The 15717-nt window shown below is 57.7% G+C and carries 15 protein-coding genes; 9 read left to right on the plus strand and 6 right to left on the minus strand.

What is annotated here, in order from left to right; translation table 11 throughout:
• Positions 1-363: 363 nt before the first annotated feature.
• The 6 genes from xthA (at position 364) to AAIR21_RS05210 (ending at position 6539) form a co-directional block, all read left to right on the plus strand.
• Positions 364-1170, plus strand: coding sequence for an exodeoxyribonuclease III (gene xthA / locus AAIR21_RS05185; protein ID WP_020884424.1), 807 nt, complete (start codon positions 364-366; stop codon positions 1168-1170).
• Between the two features lie 30 nt (positions 1171-1200).
• Entirely contained in the window at positions 1201-1860 is a 660-nt protein-coding gene (locus AAIR21_RS05190) for a TVP38/TMEM64 family protein (RefSeq protein ID WP_194372961.1), read from the plus strand.
• Positions 1861-1875: 15 nt separating this feature from the next.
• Positions 1876-3036 carry an ABC transporter substrate-binding protein gene (locus tag AAIR21_RS05195; RefSeq protein ID WP_410379982.1) on the plus strand — a complete coding sequence of 387 codons (1161 nt, stop codon included), beginning with the start codon at positions 1876-1878 and terminating at the stop codon, positions 3034-3036.
• Positions 3009-4538, plus strand: coding sequence for a thiamine ABC transporter permease (locus AAIR21_RS05200; protein ID WP_183516441.1), 1530 nt, complete (start codon positions 3009-3011; stop codon positions 4536-4538). The genes AAIR21_RS05195 and AAIR21_RS05200 overlap by 28 nt, the downstream gene beginning before the upstream one ends.
• Complete coding sequence (locus AAIR21_RS05205) at positions 4538-5158, plus strand: ATP-binding cassette domain-containing protein (RefSeq protein ID WP_032681219.1); 621 nt, start codon at positions 4538-4540, stop codon at positions 5156-5158. Before AAIR21_RS05200 ends, AAIR21_RS05205 begins: the two co-directional genes overlap by 1 nt.
• A gap of 73 nt (positions 5159-5231) precedes the next feature.
• A complete protein-coding gene (locus tag AAIR21_RS05210; RefSeq protein WP_183516442.1) occupies positions 5232-6539 on the plus strand; it encodes a rhodanese-like domain-containing protein in 1308 nt (435 codons plus the stop codon).
• Here AAIR21_RS05210 and AAIR21_RS05215 read toward each other — a convergent pair.
• Positions 6536-7153, minus strand: a complete 618-nt coding sequence (locus AAIR21_RS05215; protein WP_032677958.1) for a CDP-alcohol phosphatidyltransferase family protein — start codon at positions 7151-7153, stop codon at positions 6536-6538. The genes AAIR21_RS05210 and AAIR21_RS05215 overlap by 4 nt on opposite strands.
• Complete coding sequence (locus tag AAIR21_RS05220) at positions 7146-7715, minus strand: carboxymuconolactone decarboxylase family protein (RefSeq protein WP_020884431.1); 570 nt, start codon at positions 7713-7715, stop codon at positions 7146-7148. Before AAIR21_RS05220 ends, AAIR21_RS05215 begins: the two co-directional genes overlap by 8 nt.
• 75 nt (positions 7716-7790) lie before the next feature.
• On the opposite strand from AAIR21_RS05220, the gene AAIR21_RS05225 reads away from it, so the two are divergent.
• A complete protein-coding gene (locus AAIR21_RS05225; protein ID WP_025204417.1) occupies positions 7791-8207 on the plus strand; it encodes a pyrimidine (deoxy)nucleoside triphosphate diphosphatase in 417 nt (138 codons plus the stop codon).
• Here the strand turns inward: AAIR21_RS05225 and AAIR21_RS05230 are convergent.
• Positions 8167-8439, minus strand: coding sequence for a YnjH family protein (locus AAIR21_RS05230; RefSeq protein ID WP_032677956.1), 273 nt, complete (start codon positions 8437-8439; stop codon positions 8167-8169). The two genes, AAIR21_RS05225 and AAIR21_RS05230, sit on opposite strands and share 41 nt — an antisense overlap.
• Positions 8440-8667: 228 nt before the next feature.
• Here AAIR21_RS05230 and gdhA point away from each other — a divergent pair, with 228 nt between their 5' ends.
• Positions 8668-10011 (plus strand): NADP-specific glutamate dehydrogenase, encoded by a 1344-nt coding sequence (gene gdhA / locus AAIR21_RS05235; RefSeq protein ID WP_183516443.1) that lies wholly within the window; start codon positions 8668-8670, stop codon positions 10009-10011.
• A gap of 49 nt (positions 10012-10060) precedes the next feature.
• Here the strand turns inward: gdhA and AAIR21_RS05240 are convergent, their stop codons facing one another.
• From AAIR21_RS05240 to AAIR21_RS05250, 3 genes are all read right to left on the minus strand, one after another.
• Positions 10061-11968, minus strand: coding sequence for a DNA topoisomerase III (locus tag AAIR21_RS05240; protein WP_025204419.1), 1908 nt, complete (start codon positions 11966-11968; stop codon positions 10061-10063).
• 4 nt (positions 11969-11972) lie between these two features.
• Positions 11973-13016 carry a selenide, water dikinase SelD gene (gene selD, locus AAIR21_RS05245; RefSeq protein ID WP_020884436.1) on the minus strand — a complete coding sequence of 348 codons (1044 nt, stop codon included), beginning with the start codon at positions 13014-13016 and terminating at the stop codon, positions 11973-11975.
• A gap of 116 nt (positions 13017-13132) precedes the next feature.
• Positions 13133-13684, minus strand: coding sequence for an NAD(P)H nitroreductase (locus AAIR21_RS05250; protein WP_020884437.1), 552 nt, complete (start codon positions 13682-13684; stop codon positions 13133-13135).
• 167 nt (positions 13685-13851) lie between these two features.
• Between AAIR21_RS05250 and sppA the strand changes: the two genes are divergently transcribed.
• The gene (gene sppA / locus AAIR21_RS05255) at positions 13852-15708 is read left to right on the plus strand and encodes a signal peptide peptidase SppA (protein WP_183516444.1); all 1857 of its coding nucleotides are present in this window, start codon (positions 13852-13854) and stop codon (positions 15706-15708) included.
• Positions 15709-15717 lie beyond the last annotated feature (9 nt).

Below are 15717 nucleotides of genomic sequence, written 5' to 3' on the forward strand. Positions count from 1 at the left end.
ATTGCAGCCTTCGTGCCAGCCAGCGATAAAAATGCATAAACGGGTTAGGGTTACAGAATATCAATAAGTTACGATATGGAGTTATTCACTGTTATTGCATAAAAAGTGAATATTTTTACGACAAGCGGCGCTTTGCCGCACGAAAATAAGAAAGAGTATGCAGAAGCCAAATATAATTCTGGAATTGTGATCGCTCGCGAAATTTATCGGTTCTTTACGCCCTGTTGGGGGGCAATGCGCGTCAGCATGGTGCAAATATTGCACCGTTGGCATGATCTGTCGCAGTTATTGGTCGAACCCCGTAACAGTTGACGCAAATTCTGCTACCATCCATGCACTATTCACCTTGCATTGGCAGCGACTATGAAATTTGTCTCTTTTAATATCAACGGCCTGCGTGCCCGCCCTCACCAGCTTGAAGCAATTGTTGAGCAACATCAGCCAGATGTGATCGGCCTGCAGGAGACAAAAGTTCACGACGATATGTTCCCCCTCGAAGAGGTGGCGAAGCTCGGTTACAACGTCTTCTATCACGGACAGAAAGGTCACTATGGCGTGGCGCTGCTGACCAAAGAGACGCCGGTTTCCGTACGTCGTGGCTTCCCGGGCGATGATGGCGAAGCGCAACGTCGCATCATCATGGCGGAAATTCCCTCACCACTTGGCAATATCACGGTGATTAACGGGTATTTCCCGCAGGGTGAGAGCCGCGACCATGAGACAAAATTCCCGGCCAAGGCAAAGTTTTATCAGGATCTGCAGGATTACCTGACCACCGAACTGAAAAAAGAGAATCCGGTGCTGATCATGGGCGACATGAATATCAGCCCGACCGATCTCGATATCGGCATTGGAGAAGAGAACCGCAAACGCTGGTTGCGTACCGGTAAATGTTCTTTCCTGCCGGAAGAACGCGAGTGGATGGAACGCCTGCTCGGCTGGGGTCTGGTTGATACTTTCCGCACCGCCAACCCGGAAACGCAGGATCGCTTCTCGTGGTTTGACTACCGCTCAAAAGGCTTTGATGACAACCGCGGTCTGCGTATAGACCTGCTGCTGGCCAGCCCGCCGCTGGCGGAACGCTGCATCGAAACCGGCATCGATTACGATATCCGCAGCATGGAAAAACCGTCTGACCATGCGCCGGTCTGGGCGAAATTCAAACTGTAACCTCGTGTGAACACGCAAAAAAGACTCCTGATGTGCGCCCTTCTGGGCGCATTTGTTCTGACCTTCGTCTTTCTTCCGCCGGGGACGCTCTCCCTGGAAACCATCAAAACGCACCAGCAGTCGCTTCTCTTGCATGTGGAACAGGCACCGTGGCAAAGCGCGTTTTTCTTTTTCGCCCTCTACGTGTTGGTCTCCGCCCTGTCGATACCCGGGGCGGCGATACTGACGCTGCTGGCGGGAGCGCTGTTTGCGCTGTGGGAAGGCACCCTACTGGTCTCGTTTGCTTCTACCCTCGGCGCCACGCTGGCGATGCTTGCCAGCCGTTATCTGCTGCGCGACTGGGTACAGCGGCGATTCACATCACAGATGAATACGGTGAACGCCGGTATGGCGCGGGACGGTGCAGGGTATCTTTTTGCCCTGCGTCTGATGCCCTTGTTCCCGTTTTTTCTGGTGAATCTGCTCATGGGGCTGACCCGTATTGCGGTCAGTCGCTACTGGTGGGTGAGCCAGGTCGCCATGCTGCCTGCAACCATTATCTTTCTGAACGCCGGACGCGCGCTGGGGAAAGTGAATTCGCTTCGCGATATTTTATCGCCGGGACTGATATTCGCCTTTACACTACTGGGGTTATTGCCGCTGGCGACGCGCTGGCTGTTTTCCCGTTTTACCCCTTCATCAAAAAAGTGAGGCATTATGCGCCGTGTGCGTTTTTGCACGTTTCTGAGCGGTCTGCTGCTGGCAGCCCCGCTGTTTGCAGCAGACAACTGGCAGGCTATCCAACAACAAGCTAAAGGCCAGACCGTCTGGTTCAACGCCTGGGGCGGCGATCGGGCGGTAAACCGCTACCTCGAGTGGGTAAGCGGTGAGATGAAAACGCATTACGACATAACCCTTAAAATCGTCCCACTGGCGGATGCCGCCGATGCGGTCAAACGTATTCAAACAGAAGCCGCCGCAGGCCGGAAAACAAACGGTTCAGTCGACCTCTTATGGGTCAACGGTGAGAATTTCCGTACCCTTAAAGCCGCTAACCTGCTGCAAACCGGATGGGCGCAGACCTTGCCCAACTGGCGCTATGTCGATACCCGTAAACCGGTTATGGAGGATTTTGCTGTCCCCACCGATGGCGCGGAATCCCCGTGGGGCGGTGCACAGCTCACCTTTATTGCCCGCCACGCAAGCCTGCCTGCGCCCCCAAACGATCCTCAGGCGTTGCTGGCGTATGCGCAGCAGCATCCGGGCAAAGTCAGCTACCCACGCCCGCCCGATTTTACCGGTACGGCATTTCTGGAACAGTTGCTCCTGAACCTCACCGCTCACCCGGAGGCGTTGCAAAAAGCCCCTGATAACACCTTTGCCCAGGTGACGGCTCCGCTGTGGCACTACCTGGACAAATTACACCCGCTGCTGTGGAGAAAAGGAGAGGACTTTCCTCCCTCGCCCGCCAGAATGGATACCTTGCTTGCCAGCGGTAGTCTCAATCTCTCCCTGACCTTTAACCCGGCACATGCGCAGCAAAAAGTGGCCAGCGGTGAACTGCCTGCCGACAGCTACAGCGTTGGTTTTGACAACGGAATGATAGGCAACGTCCATTTTGTGGCCATTCCGTCGAATGCCAGCGCAAGCGCAGGTGCGAAGGTGGTCGCCAATTTCCTCCTTTCACCGCAGGCGCAAATCCGCAAGGCCGACCCGGCCATCTGGGGAGACCCGAGCGTACTGGATGCGAAAACACTGCCCGAAAAAGAAGCGAAGCAGCTCGCTGCCCATACGCCGGCAGGGCTGCCGAAAATGCTTCCCGAGCCGCACTCCGCCTGGGTTAACGCGCTGGAGCAGGAATGGCTGCGTCGTTACGGCACCCGCTGAGCTGGCTCGTCTGGCTGGCGATGGCGGTCATCTATCTGCCGTTGCTTCCCGCCGCCGCCATACTGTTTGCCCCGGCATTCTCGCTGAACAACTGGCAGTTGCTGCTTAACGACCCGCAGCTGCCACAGGCAACGGTCGCCACGCTGGTCTCAACGCTTATCGCGACGCTGGGGTCGATGTTTATCGCTCTGGTGATCGTGGCCCTCCTGTGGCCGGGCGAGCGCTGGCAACGGCTCAGCAGCCGGCTGCCGTGGCTGCTCGCCGTTCCTCATGTGGCCTTTGCCACCAGCGCTTTACTGCTGTTTGCCGAAGGGGGCCTGTTGTATCAGGTGTGTAGCGTCTGTACGCCGCCGCTTGACCGATACGGTGCAGGGCTGGGGCTGACGCTTGCGGTAAAAGAGAGCGCGTTTGTGCTGTGGGCCCTTTACGCCGTCCTGCCGGAAAAACGCCTTGCGCAGCAAAAGGTCGTGCTGCATACCTTCGGCTACGGGCGTTTTCAGGCGCTGAACTGGCTCATCCTTCCAACGATCGCGCCGGCTCTTGGCGCGGTGATGCTGGCGGTGCTGGCCTGGTCCCTGTCGGTTGTGGACGTGGCGATGGTGCTCGGGCCCGGCAATCCCCCGACGCTTGCCGTACTGGCGTGGCAGTGGCTCAGTCAGGGCGATGCGCAGCAGCAGACAAAGGGAACGCTGCTGTGCCTGTTTCTCCTTCTGCTGCTGGCCGCGCTTTCTGCACTGGGTTACGGCGCATGGAGACTCTGGCGTCGCACGCTGCCGGATCTGAGCGGACGCCGTCGAATGTCGCTTATCGCCCCACCAGCGCGTCTGTTCAGCGGATTTCTGCCCGCCTGCGGGGTGCTTTGCGCGGTCGTGCTGCTCATGCTGGCGCAGCGGGACGATATCGGTGCGGTTGGCGCCAGCCTCTCCTTTGGCCTGCTCGCCAGCCTGATTTCGCTGGGGGTAATTGTTCTCTGGCTTGAGTGGGGACCGCAGCGAGGCACACAGTGGGTGTGGTTGCCGCTGGCGCTGCCGGCGCTGCCCCTCGTTACTGGGCAATACGTTATCGCGTTGCGACTGGGTATCGACGGGCACTATGCCGCCGTGCTGTGGAGCCATCTGCTGTGGGTTTTACCGTGGATGTTGTTGGTCCTCCAGCCGGCCTGGCAGAGGATCGATCCACGGCTGATCCTTACCGCCAGAACGCTCGGCTGGCGGCGGGGAAAAATCTTCTGCTTACTGAAATGCCCCTTACTGGTACGCCCGGCGCTGCTGGCTTTCGCGACCGGGTTTTCCGTCAGCATGGCGCAATACATGCCAACCCTCTGGCTGGGCGCGGGCCGTTTTGCGACGCTGACCACTGAAACCGTGGCGCTCAGCAGTGGAGGCAGCATTCCGCTTCTGGCTAACCGGGCGCTGGGGTTGCTGTTGGTCACGGGGAGCGTGTTTGCCCTTGCCGCCCTGCTATCCCGGCTCGCAAGCCGTTACCGACGAGGATTACGTTAATGCTGCAGGTCAGCAATCTCACCATTGAACCGCTTTTCCGCGAGGTCAATTTTTGTGTGCCACGCGGCGAAATAGTCACGCTGATGGGGCCTTCCGGCAGCGGAAAATCAACCCTTTTTGCCTGGATGGTGGGCGCACTGCCAGACGACTTTCAGGCTCAGGGCGAACTGTGGCTTGATGAACGTCGCTGCGACGGACTGCCCGTGGAGGCCCGCGGGTTGGGGATCCTCTTTCAGGATGCCCTGCTGTTTGACCATTTCAGCGTCGGACAAAATTTGCTGCTGGCATTACCTGAACGGATTGTCGGACGAGCACGGCGGGAAGCAGTCGAGCAGGCGCTCGGTTCTGCCGGGCTTGCCGGGCATTACGCCAGCGATCCGGCGACCCTTTCCGGCGGCGAACGTGCCCGGGTCAGTCTGCTGCGTGCCCTGCTTGCAGAGCCGCAGGCGTTACTGCTGGATGAACCGTTCAGCCGTCTCGATAATGCGTTACGCGCCTCGTTTCGGGCATGGGTATTTGACACTACCCGCGCACGCAATATTCCAGTGGTTCTGGTCACGCATGACGACGAAGACGTGCCCCCGGGCGGCGAAGTGATTGAGATTTCTCGCTGGCAATAATGTGCTAACGCAATGTTTTACCTTTCAGGAGAGACGACAATGCCCCCCTCTTTTACTGACGTCAGGTTATTCGATGAAACGTGTTTCTCAACTGACCGCGCTGGCCATGCTGTGCGGCCTCGCTTCATTTTCCTCTCTGGCTGCTGATATGCCGCACGCCATGACGCTGTCTCAACTTCAGGCACAACACGGCGCGGTGATCGACACCCGCGCCAGCGCGTTTTACAACGGCTGGCCGCAAACGCTGAGCGCGCCCTCCGGGCATGAGCCCGCCGCACTTAACCTTTCCGCCTCCTGGCTTGGCGCGATGAGCGATGACAAGATTGCCGTCTGGGCCAGACAGCACCAGCTTACGCCGGCCATGACGATCGCGCTCTACGGCCGCGACGCCGATAATCAGGCGGTCAAAGCGCGGCTGGAAAAAGCCGGCTACCACCAGATTTCCGTGCTCAACGATGCCCTGCAGGTACCTGAGCGTCTGCAGCGTTTGCCGCACTTTGAACAACTCGTCTACCCGGAGTGGATCCACCAGCTTCAGCAGGGTAAACCCGTCACTGCCGCGCCAACGGGCGACTGGAAAGTCATTGAAGCCGCATGGGGCGCGCCGAAGTTTTATCTGCTGAACCATATTCCCGGTGCCGGCTACATTGATACCAACGAAGTGGAAAGCGAACCGCTGTGGAATAAAGTTTCTGACGACACGCTAAAAGCGATGCTGGCGAAGCACGGGATCCGTCACGATACGACCGTCATTCTGTATGGCCGTGACGTATATGCCGCCGCCCGCGTGGCGCAGATCATGCTGTATGCGGGCGTGAAGGACGTCCGCATTCTTGATGGCGGCTGGAAAGCCTGGTCTGACGCGGGTCTGCCGGTTGAACGGGGAATGCCCAAAGACGTGAAGCCCGCCCCCGATTTTGGTGCACCGATCCCCGGCCAGCCGCAGTTGATGGTGGATATGGCGCAAGCACGCGGGATGCTGCATCGCCAGGACGCGTCGCTGGTCAGCATTCGTTCCTGGCCGGAGTTCATCGGCGAAACCAGCGGCTACAGCTACATTAAGCCAAAAGGTGAGATTGCCGGTGCCCGCTGGGGGCATGCCGGTAGCGACGCCACCCATATGGAAGATTTCCATAATCCGGATGGCACCATGCGCAGCGCTGACGACATCGCCGCCATGTGGAAAACCTGGAACATCCTGCCGGAACAGCACGTCGCGTTTTACTGCGGCACCGGCTGGCGTGCGTCCGAGACGTTTATGTACGCACGGGCGATGGGCTGGAAAAATGTCGCCGTCTATGACGGCGGCTGGTACGAGTGGAGCAGTCATCCACAGAACCCCGTCTCCAGCGGAAAACGTGGGCCAGAAAGTTCACGCTAACGGGTAAGTGACTTCAGCGTCACATACCCGCTCCAGATGCGCGTTGTGGTGGTCAGCCAGCACAACGCGCCAAATATCCACGCCAGCACGCTGAAGTGCGCTGGAAAGAGGCAGCACAGCACAAACAGCGCGATCGTCTCCGTCCCCTCCGTTAACCCACCAATATAGTAAAACGACTTATGCGCGTAGCCGGGGTTGTCGATGTTGTGTTTCGCTGCCAGCGCGGCAAATGCCAGAAAACTGCTCCCGGTACCGATAAAGGCAAACAACAGCCAGCCAGCGGCAAGCGCATTCTCTGCGGGGGCCGCCAGCGCGAATCCGAAGGGAACCAGCGCGTAAAACAGAAAATCGAGGGCGATATCAAGAAAGCCTCCCGCATCCGTCAGCCCGCGCCGGCGCGCCAGCGCACCGTCCAGACCATCCAGCAGGCGATTCAGCACGATGGCGACGAGCGCCGCCGGATACCAGCCGAGGGCCAGAAACGGTAAGGCCAGAACGCCTATGGCAAACCCGGTCAGGGTTAATCCGTCAGGCGTGATCCCCGGCTTATCCAGTACTGACACCAGTCGGTTGAGCGTGGGTTTAATCCGCGGGTGCAGATGACGATCAAGCATGGGGATCCTCTTTAAACGTGGCACATAACCCCTGCGCCGGGATGTCCAGCGCGGCATTAAAGCGTGCAGAGAGATTCTGAAACGCAATCAGCGCCGTCATTTCGGCGATCGCGTCCTCGCTGAAATGGCGTGTGATCTCACTTTTGATTTCGTCATTCACACGGGGCGGCGTCGCGGTGACAGCCTCGGCATAGGCCAGCGCCGCACGCTCCTCTTCGCTAAAAAGAGCGGAATCACGCCACGCGTTGACGGCCTGAACCTTATCCAATGCGCCCGAGCGCTCCGCCAGGCGCAAACTGTTGGCATCGATACAAAAAGCGCAGTGACAAAGCTGCGATACCCGGGTCATTAACAGCGAACGAAGCACCGGCGACAGGCGCGCGTGACGACGTTCGAGAAAACCGACGAACAATGCCACCAGCCAAAAAAGACGTGGCATCCTTCCCCACCAGCGCGTGGGGTTAAGCACGGCACCAAAGTGTTTTTTCTGCATGGCGGCAATCGGTTTTATGCTGACCGGAAGGGTGGCGATGGGATCTACCCAGGTGGACGTCTCTTTCACCTGATTCTCCTGATGGCTGGACTCTTAGAAAGGGCACGATAATATGGTGTTTTTCGCTAACAAGTATTGACGACCATGCTAAAAACAGTCGATGTCGTTGCGGCAATCATCGAAAAAGACAACAAAATTTTACTGGCCCAGCGCCCGGCTCATGCCGACCAGCCGGGCATGTGGGAATTCGCAGGCGGAAAAGTAGAAGCCGGTGAGACGCAGCCCGAGGCGCTTGTCCGCGAGCTTCACGAAGAACTCGGCATCCACGCGCAGCCTGGTGAGTATGTGGCAAGCCATCAGCGTGAGGTGTCACAGCGGTTAATCAACCTTCACGCCTGGCACGTTCCGGCGTTCAGCGGCGCGCTGACGGCGCATTACCACAGTGCGCTGGTGTGGTGTACGCCCGAAGATGCATTTGGTTTCAACTTAGCGCCTGCGGACATCCCGCTGCTGGAGGCGTTTATTGTTTTACGCGACGCCAGACCAGCGGATTCGTGCTAATGGTGCGTTCATCACGCTGGCACTGCAACAGAATGCCGTCCGCTTTTACCACCGCCCCTTCCGAATAGTTCTGATCCTGATAGATGCAGCACTGGTTACACGGCTGCGCTCGCTGGCCGCTGGAGCTGAACACCTCCGGCGGCACATTCACGTCCACATCCGGGCGAATGCGGTCTGCCTGCGCGCCTGCGGTAAACATCAAACATAACGCGGTTATCACGTAACGGTTCATAGACTTATCTTCCTGTTGTGCCCTGATAAAGACTATAACGGTAAACCGGCGCAGAACCTTTAATTTATCTCGTCATCGCTTTTGGTTATGACGCAGCCCCGCTGATTAATTTCCCTTTCGGCATACATTTCTGCTTGCTTCACAAAGCGGTACGGATGGTATAGTCAAAAAAACAACACAATTCGTATAAGCAATATACATAAAATAATATAAGGGGTTCTTATATCTATGGATCAGACACGCTCTCTGGAAACTTTCCTCTCTTATGTTCAACAGCGCGACCCGCATCAAAGTGAGTTTGCGCAGGCCGTACGTGAAGTCATGACCACGTTATGGCCGTTCCTTGAAGAAAACCCGCGTTATCGCCAGATGTCACTGCTTGAGCGCCTCGTGGAGCCGGAGCGCGTGATTCAGTTTCGCGTGACCTGGGTAGATGACCGTAATCAGGTCCAGGTTAACCGCGCGTGGCGCGTGCAGTTTAATTCCGCCATCGGCCCGTTTAAGGGCGGGATGCGTTTCCACCCTTCCGTGAATCTGTCGATTTTAAAATTCCTCGGCTTTGAGCAGACGTTTAAAAATGCCCTTACGACTCTGCCCATGGGCGGCGGGAAAGGCGGCAGTGATTTCGATCCGAAAGGCAAAAGCGAAGGCGAAGTGATGCGTTTCTGTCAGGCGCTGATGACCGAACTCTATCGTCATCTTGGTCCCGATACTGACGTTCCGGCGGGCGATATCGGCGTTGGTGCGCGTGAAGTGGGCTTTATGGCCGGCATGATGAAAAAGCTCTCGAATAATAGCGCCTGTGTCTTTACGGGCAAAGGGCTCTCCTTTGGCGGCAGCCTGATCCGTCCGGAAGCCACCGGCTACGGGCTGGTCTATTTTACCGAGGCGATGCTGAAGCGCCACGGCTTAGGGTTTGAAGGTATGCGCGTGGCGGTGTCCGGCTCCGGTAACGTGGCCCAGTACGCCATTGAGAAAGCAATGCAGTTTGGTGCCCGCGTGGTTACCGCGTCAGATTCACGCGGTACCGTGGTGGATGAAGCCGGTTTTACGGCCGAGAAGCTGGCACGCCTGTGCGACATTAAAGCCAGCCGCGACGGCCGTCTGGCGGATTATGCCCGTGAATTTGGTCTGACCTGGCTCGAAGGCAAACAGCCGTGGGGCGTGCCGGTCGATATCGCCCTGCCATGTGCGACTCAGAACGAACTGGATACCGAGGCCGCACGTACCCTGATTACCAACGGCGTGAAGGCCGTGGCCGAAGGGGCGAATATGCCAACCACCATCGAAGCGACCGATCTGTTCCTTGAGGCTGACGTGCTGTTTGCGCCGGGCAAAGCCGCGAACGCCGGTGGCGTGGCGACCTCTGGCCTGGAGATGGCGCAAAACGCCGCGCGCCTCGGCTGGAAGGCAGAGAAAGTGGATGCGCGTCTGCACCACATTATGCTGGATATTCACCACGCCTGCGTCGAGTACGGCGGTGAGGCATCGCAAACCAACTACGTGCGCGGCGCAAATATCGCCGGGTTCGTGAAGGTCGCGGATGCGATGATGGGGCAAGGGGTTATCTAAGCACGCTGTCGCCCTTTCCCGTCGGGAGAGGGCGACAACCGAAAGCACATCAGGCTGCGCTTTTTTTCTTTTTGAACGGTTTCTTCGGCGCACCACCCGGTGCAACCATCCCCCGGAACTGCTTCACCGGCGTATTACGCGCCTGGTTAATCAGCTCGTACAAGGTCCCCACCAGCGGCTGCATAAAGTCCTGATAGCGACACTGCTTTTCACTGATTTGCGTCAGCACGGATTCCCAGTGTGCCGTCATGTCCGGCCTTGCGGCCAGCTCAGGCAGTGAGTGGATCAATGCGCGCCCCGGTTCAGTCGAGTGGATATAGCGCCCTTTTTTCTCCAGAAAACCGCGCTTAAACAGCAGCTCAATAATGCCCGCACGGGTCGCTTCCGTGCCCAGTCCGTCGGTAGCACGCAAGATCTTCTTCAGATCCTTATCCTGAACAAAACGGGCGATCCCGGTCATTGCCGAGAGCAGTGTCGCATCGGTGAAGTGGCGCGGCGGTTGGGTCTGGCGTTCAACCACTTCGCCTTTCTCACACAGCAGTTCGTCATCTTTGGCAACCACCGGCAGCGGCGTGCCGTCATTCTCTTCGTCACGCTCTTTGTTGCCAAGCAGCGTGCGCCAGCCAGCCTCCGCCAGGAAACGCGCCTTGGCGATAAATTTCCCCTTGGCAATTTCCAGCTCAATCACGCATTTGCGGAACACGGCGTCCGGGCAGAACTGCATCAGATACTGACGAGCCACCAGGTTATACACCTTCGCTTCGTTTTCCGTGAGGTTAACGTTGCTGGCGCGCGCCGTCGGGATAATCGCATGGTGGGCATCCACCTTTTTATCATCCCAGCAGCGGTTATGAATGTCCGGATTCACAACCGGTTGCGGCAGCAGATCCGGCGCGTGAACGGCAATGGCGTTCATCACCGAGTGACGGCCGGCAAAGTGCTCTTCTGGCAGATACCGGCTGTCCGAACGCGGATAGGTAATGAGTTTGTGGGTTTCGTAGAGCTTCTGGCAGATATCAAGGACGTTCTGCGCGCTCAGACCGAAGCGTTTCGCCGCTTCAATCTGCAGCGCGGATAGCGAGAACGGCAGCGGCGCGGGTTCTGATTCCCGTTTATCGTTATAGCTGGTGACAATAGCAGGCTGACCGGTAATCCGGTTGACCACGTGCTCCGCCAGCGGACGGTGCAGCAACCGCCCCTCTTCATCTTGATACGATTCGCAGGCATCGCTTGGCTGCCAGACGGCGGTAAAGCGCTCGTCTTTTGGCGTGACGATATGCGCTTTAACCTCAAAGAAATCTTTGGCGACGAAATTCTCAATCTCTTCGTCACGACGCACCACCAGCCCCAGCACCGGCGTTTGCACACGCCCGACGGAGAGGACGCCCTGATAACCGGCATTACGCCCCAGAATGGTGTAGGCGCGGGTCATGTTGATCCCGTAAAGCCAGTCCGCACGAGCGCGGGCCAGCGCGGAAACGCACAGCGGAATAAACTCGCTGTTCGCGCGCAGACGTGAAATGGCCCGCTCCACGGCCTGCGGATTGAGGTCGTTAATCAGGCAGCGCTGGACCTGCTGGCGTTTTTCCGGCGCCAGCTCCAGATAGTCCAGCACCTCATCCACCAGCAGTTGCCCTTCCCTGTCCGGGTCACCTGCGTGGATGACTTCCGTCGCGTCATGCAAAAAACGTTTAATCACGTTGAGCTGTTTGGTGACGGAAGGCCGTGGCTGCAGGCGCCATTTATCAGGGACGATGGGCAGGTCATTGAGGTTCCAGCGGGCATAGCGGCTGTCGTAGACATCCGGCTGCGCCTGCTCAAGCAGGTGACCGATACACCAGGTGACCACCTGCCCGTTACCGCATTCGATAAAGCCGTCGCCCTTGCGATGCGGCTTCGGCAGCACATCGGCAATGGCACGGGCCAGACTCGGCTTTTCGGCAATAAACAACCGCATTGAATTAACGGATCTCAATCATCGGTCGGCCACCGCGCGCGGTCACCAGTTCACCGATCGCCGTCAGGGTAATACCAAACTCTGCGGCCGTCGCCTGGACGTCGGCTTCAGCGTCTGGCGTGACCGCCAGCAGCAAACCACCGGACGTTTGCGGATCGCACAGCAGATTGCGCCACGCTTCAGGCATTTCGCCCATCAGATGACCATAGCTGGCAAAGTTACGCTGGGTACCGCCCGGAACGGCGCCCGCTGCAATGTACTCCTCCACACCCGGCAGCTTCGGCACGTCCTGATACCAGACCTGCGCCTGTACGCCCGCGCCCTGACACACTTCGGAGAGGTGTCCGAGAAGGCCAAAACCGGTCACGTCGGTCATGGCTTTCACGCCGTCGATATTCGCGAAAGCCGCACCCGCGAGATTCATCTGGCACATGACCTCGGTTGCCAGCCCCTGGTGTTCCGGCTTCAGCAACGATTTTTTCTCCGCAGTAGTGAGGACACCAATGCCCAGCGGTTTGGTGAGGAACAGCTTGCAGCCCGCCTGCGCGGTGCTGTTGCGTTTCACGCGCTCGGTGGGCACCACGCCCGTGACCGCGAGACCGAAGATCGGCTCCGGCGCATCGATAGAATGCCCCCCGGCCAGCGCGATCCCCGCCTGCTGGCAGGCAAAACGTCCCCCTTCAATCACCTCACGGGCAATTTCAGGAGCAAGGGTGTTAATCGGCCAGCCCAGAATGGCAATCGCCATAATCGGTTTGCCCCCCATGGCGAAAATATCGCTGATGGCGTTGGTGGCCGCAATACGCCCGAAATCGAACGGGTTGTCGACAATCGGCATAAAGAAGTCGGTGGTACTGATAATGCTGGTGCCGTTACCCAGGTCATAAACTGCCGCATCGTCACGCGTTTCGTTACCGACAAGCAGGTTCGGGTCGACAAACTTCGCCTGTTCACTGTGGAGAATGGTCTCCAGCACTTTTGGGGAAATTTTACAACCGCAACCGGCTCCGTGGCTGTATTGCGTTAAACGAATGGTTTGCTCGCTCATGGACGTCTCCTGTTATCTCAATCGCGCTATGGTAGCGCTCATTCCATAAAGAGGTAAGTATGACTGTCTGAATTCTGCGGCAGATGCTCAGAATCCAGACAGTTTAGCGCGCGTTATCAGAAACGGCTGACGAAAGGCGTGGTGTCCGGCACATTAATGGTGGCGGAGGCTTTAAGCTGAGGCGTGCCGAGATAGAGGAAGCCGACAATTTTATCATGTTCGCCACAGGCGAATCCGTCGCGAACCGGCTGGCTGTTGGTCAGGGGCCCTGTGCGCCAGATACCGTTAAACCCTTGCGCCACGGCGGCCATTTGCATTGCCATGACGGCACAGCCGGCAGACATTTCCTGCTCCCAGACCGGTACTTTGTGGTCGGCCTGACATTTCGCCACGACAGCGATGATCATCGGCGCACGGAATGGTGCACTGCGGGCTTTCTCAATACCCTTCTCATCCTGACCTGCGGCAACCGCCCCCTGCGCCAGTATCTGACTGAAACGATCGCGGCCTTCACCTTCAATCACAAAGAAGTGCCATGGCTGCAGCGTACCATGATCCGGTGCACGCAGGCCGGCACACAGAATATTCTCCAGTTGCTCCCCTGCCGGCGCCGGCTCGGTGAGACGTGAAGCGCTACGGCGGTTAACAAGCAGTTCAAGTGCGTCCATTGGTTAACTCCTTTCTTGAAATTTACTCACAAAATTAACACGGCGGCAGATTTTGTTACAGCGTAGCAGGCGATTCCTGCTGACAAGTGACGGTTGGGTCATTACGATAACCGCACATTGCCGTCCCGTGGCGACGGAAACAGTCATTTTCTGGTTAGGGAGAATACATGCGAACCCTTTGGCGAATCATTGCCGGTTTCTTTAAATGGACGTGGCGACTGCTCAACTTCGTCCGCAACCTGGTGATGAATATCTTCTTCATCCTCCTGGTTCTGGTTTGCGCAGGCGTCTGGATGCATATCAGCAACGCAAATCAGGCGCAGCATTCGACTCGCGGGGCGCTGTTACTTGATATCACGGGCGTCATCGTCGATAAGCCGTCCACCAGCAATCGTCTGGGCGTTATTGGCCGTCAGCTGTTTGGCGCGACATCAGACCGTCTTCAGGAAAACTCCCTGTTCGATATCGTCGACACCATTCGTCAGGCAAAAGATGACCGCAACATTACCGGCATCGTGCTGGATCTGAAAGATTTTGCCGGCGGCGACCAGCCTTCAATGCAATACATTGGTAAAGCACTGCGCGAATTCCGCGACAGCGGCAAGCCGGTGATTGCGGTCGGGGACAGCTACAGCCAGGGGCAGTATTATCTGGCCAGCTTCGCCAATAAAATCTGGCTCTCCCCGCAGGGTACGGTCGATCTGCATGGCTTTGCCACTAACGGTCTGTATTACAAATCGCTGCTCGACAAACTGAAAGTCACCACCCACGTCTTCCGCGTCGGAACCTATAAATCCGCCGTGGAGCCGTTTATTCGTGATGATATGTCCCCTGCAGCCCGTGAAGCGGACAGCCGCTGGATTGGTGAGCTGTGGCAGAACTATCTGAACACCGTGGCCGCTAACCGCCAGATAACCGCTGAACAGGTGTTCCCTGGCGCGCAGGGCGTGCTGGAAGGCCTGCGCAAGGTTGATGGTGATACCGCAAAATATGCGTTGGATAACAAACTGGTCGATGCGCTGGGCACCAGCGCGGATATCGAAAAATCACTGAGCAAACAGTTTGGCTGGAGCAAAGAGGATAAAAACTTCAGCGCTATCAGCATGTACGATTATGCGACCAAAAAACCGGATGACAGCGGTGACAGCGTCGCGGTGGTCTTTGCTAATGGTGCCATCATGGACGGCGAGGAAACGCCGGGTAACGTGGGCGGTGATACCACCGCATCGCAAATCCGCGATGCTCGCCTTGATCCGAAAGTGAAGGCGATTGTACTGCGCGTAAACAGCCCTGGCGGCAGCGTCAGCGCTTCTGAAGTGATCCGCGCTGAACTTGCCGCGGCACGTGCAGCCGGCAAGCCGGTAGTGGTATCGATGGGTGGAATGGCGGCCTCGGGCGGTTACTGGATTTCAACCCCGGCTAACTACATCGTCGCCAACCCGAGCACGCTGACCGGCTCGATTGGCATCTTTGGGGTGATTAACACCGTGGAAAACAGCCTGGATTATCTGGGCGTCCATACCGATGGCGTTGCCACTTCACCGCTGGCGGATGTGTCGGTCACCAAATCGCTGCCGCCTGAAGTCTCTGAGATGATGCAGCTCAGTATCGAGAACGGCTATAAGCGCTTTATTACGCTGGTGGCAGAGTCCCGTAAAAAGACACCGCAACAGATCGACGACATTGCGCAGGGCCACGTCTGGACCGGCCAGGATGCGAAGAATAATGGTCTGGTAGACAGCCTGGGCGACTTTGATGACGCGGTGAAGAAAGCCGCCGAACTGGCGAAGCTCAAGCAGTGGCACGTTGAGTATTACCAGGACGAGCCGTCGTTCTTTGACCTGGTGATGAACAGCATGTCCGGCTCCGTGCGCGCCATGTTGCCTGAGGCGCTGCAGGCGTATCTGCCTGCGCCAGTCGCGACGGCGGCTAAAGCGATGAAAGCGGAAAGCGACAAACTGGCGGCCTTTAACGATCCACAAAGCCGTTACGCGTTTTGTCTGACCTGCGCAAACGTCCGTTAAACACCGTCC

The sequence above is a fragment of the Enterobacter sp. PTB genome (assembly GCF_051130085.1).
In the GTDB taxonomy this organism is placed as follows: Bacteria; Pseudomonadota; Gammaproteobacteria; order Enterobacterales; family Enterobacteriaceae; genus Enterobacter; species Enterobacter ludwigii.

Bases quoted from the DNA above. Each gene is read 5' to 3' on its own strand.
- AAIR21_RS05225 (WP_025204417.1), top strand. From the start codon at position 7,791: ATGCTAAAAACAGTCGATGTCGTTGCGGCAATCATCGAAAAAGACAAC.
- AAIR21_RS05215 (WP_032677958.1), bottom strand. From the start codon at position 7,153: ATGCTTGATCGTCATCTGCACCCGCGGATTAAACCCACGCTCAACCGA.
- gdhA (WP_183516443.1), top strand. From the start codon at position 8,668: ATGGATCAGACACGCTCTCTGGAAACTTTCCTCTCTTATGTTCAACAG.
- AAIR21_RS05210 (WP_183516442.1), top strand. From the start codon at position 5,232: ATGAAACGTGTTTCTCAACTGACCGCGCTGGCCATGCTGTGCGGCCTC.
- AAIR21_RS05250 (WP_020884437.1), bottom strand. From the start codon at position 13,684: ATGGACGCACTTGAACTGCTTGTTAACCGCCGTAGCGCTTCACGTCTC.
- AAIR21_RS05205 (WP_032681219.1), top strand. From the start codon at position 4,538: ATGCTGCAGGTCAGCAATCTCACCATTGAACCGCTTTTCCGCGAGGTC.
- xthA (WP_020884424.1), top strand. From the start codon at position 364: ATGAAATTTGTCTCTTTTAATATCAACGGCCTGCGTGCCCGCCCTCAC.
- AAIR21_RS05230 (WP_032677956.1), bottom strand. From the start codon at position 8,439: ATGAACCGTTACGTGATAACCGCGTTATGTTTGATGTTTACCGCAGGC.
- AAIR21_RS05200 (WP_183516441.1), top strand. From the start codon at position 3,009: ATGGCTGCGTCGTTACGGCACCCGCTGAGCTGGCTCGTCTGGCTGGCG.
- AAIR21_RS05240 (WP_025204419.1), bottom strand. From the start codon at position 11,968: ATGCGGTTGTTTATTGCCGAAAAGCCGAGTCTGGCCCGTGCCATTGCC.
- sppA (WP_183516444.1), top strand. From the start codon at position 13,852: ATGCGAACCCTTTGGCGAATCATTGCCGGTTTCTTTAAATGGACGTGG.
- selD (WP_020884436.1), bottom strand. From the start codon at position 13,016: ATGAGCGAGCAAACCATTCGTTTAACGCAATACAGCCACGGAGCCGGT.
- AAIR21_RS05190 (WP_194372961.1), top strand. From the start codon at position 1,201: ATGTGCGCCCTTCTGGGCGCATTTGTTCTGACCTTCGTCTTTCTTCCG.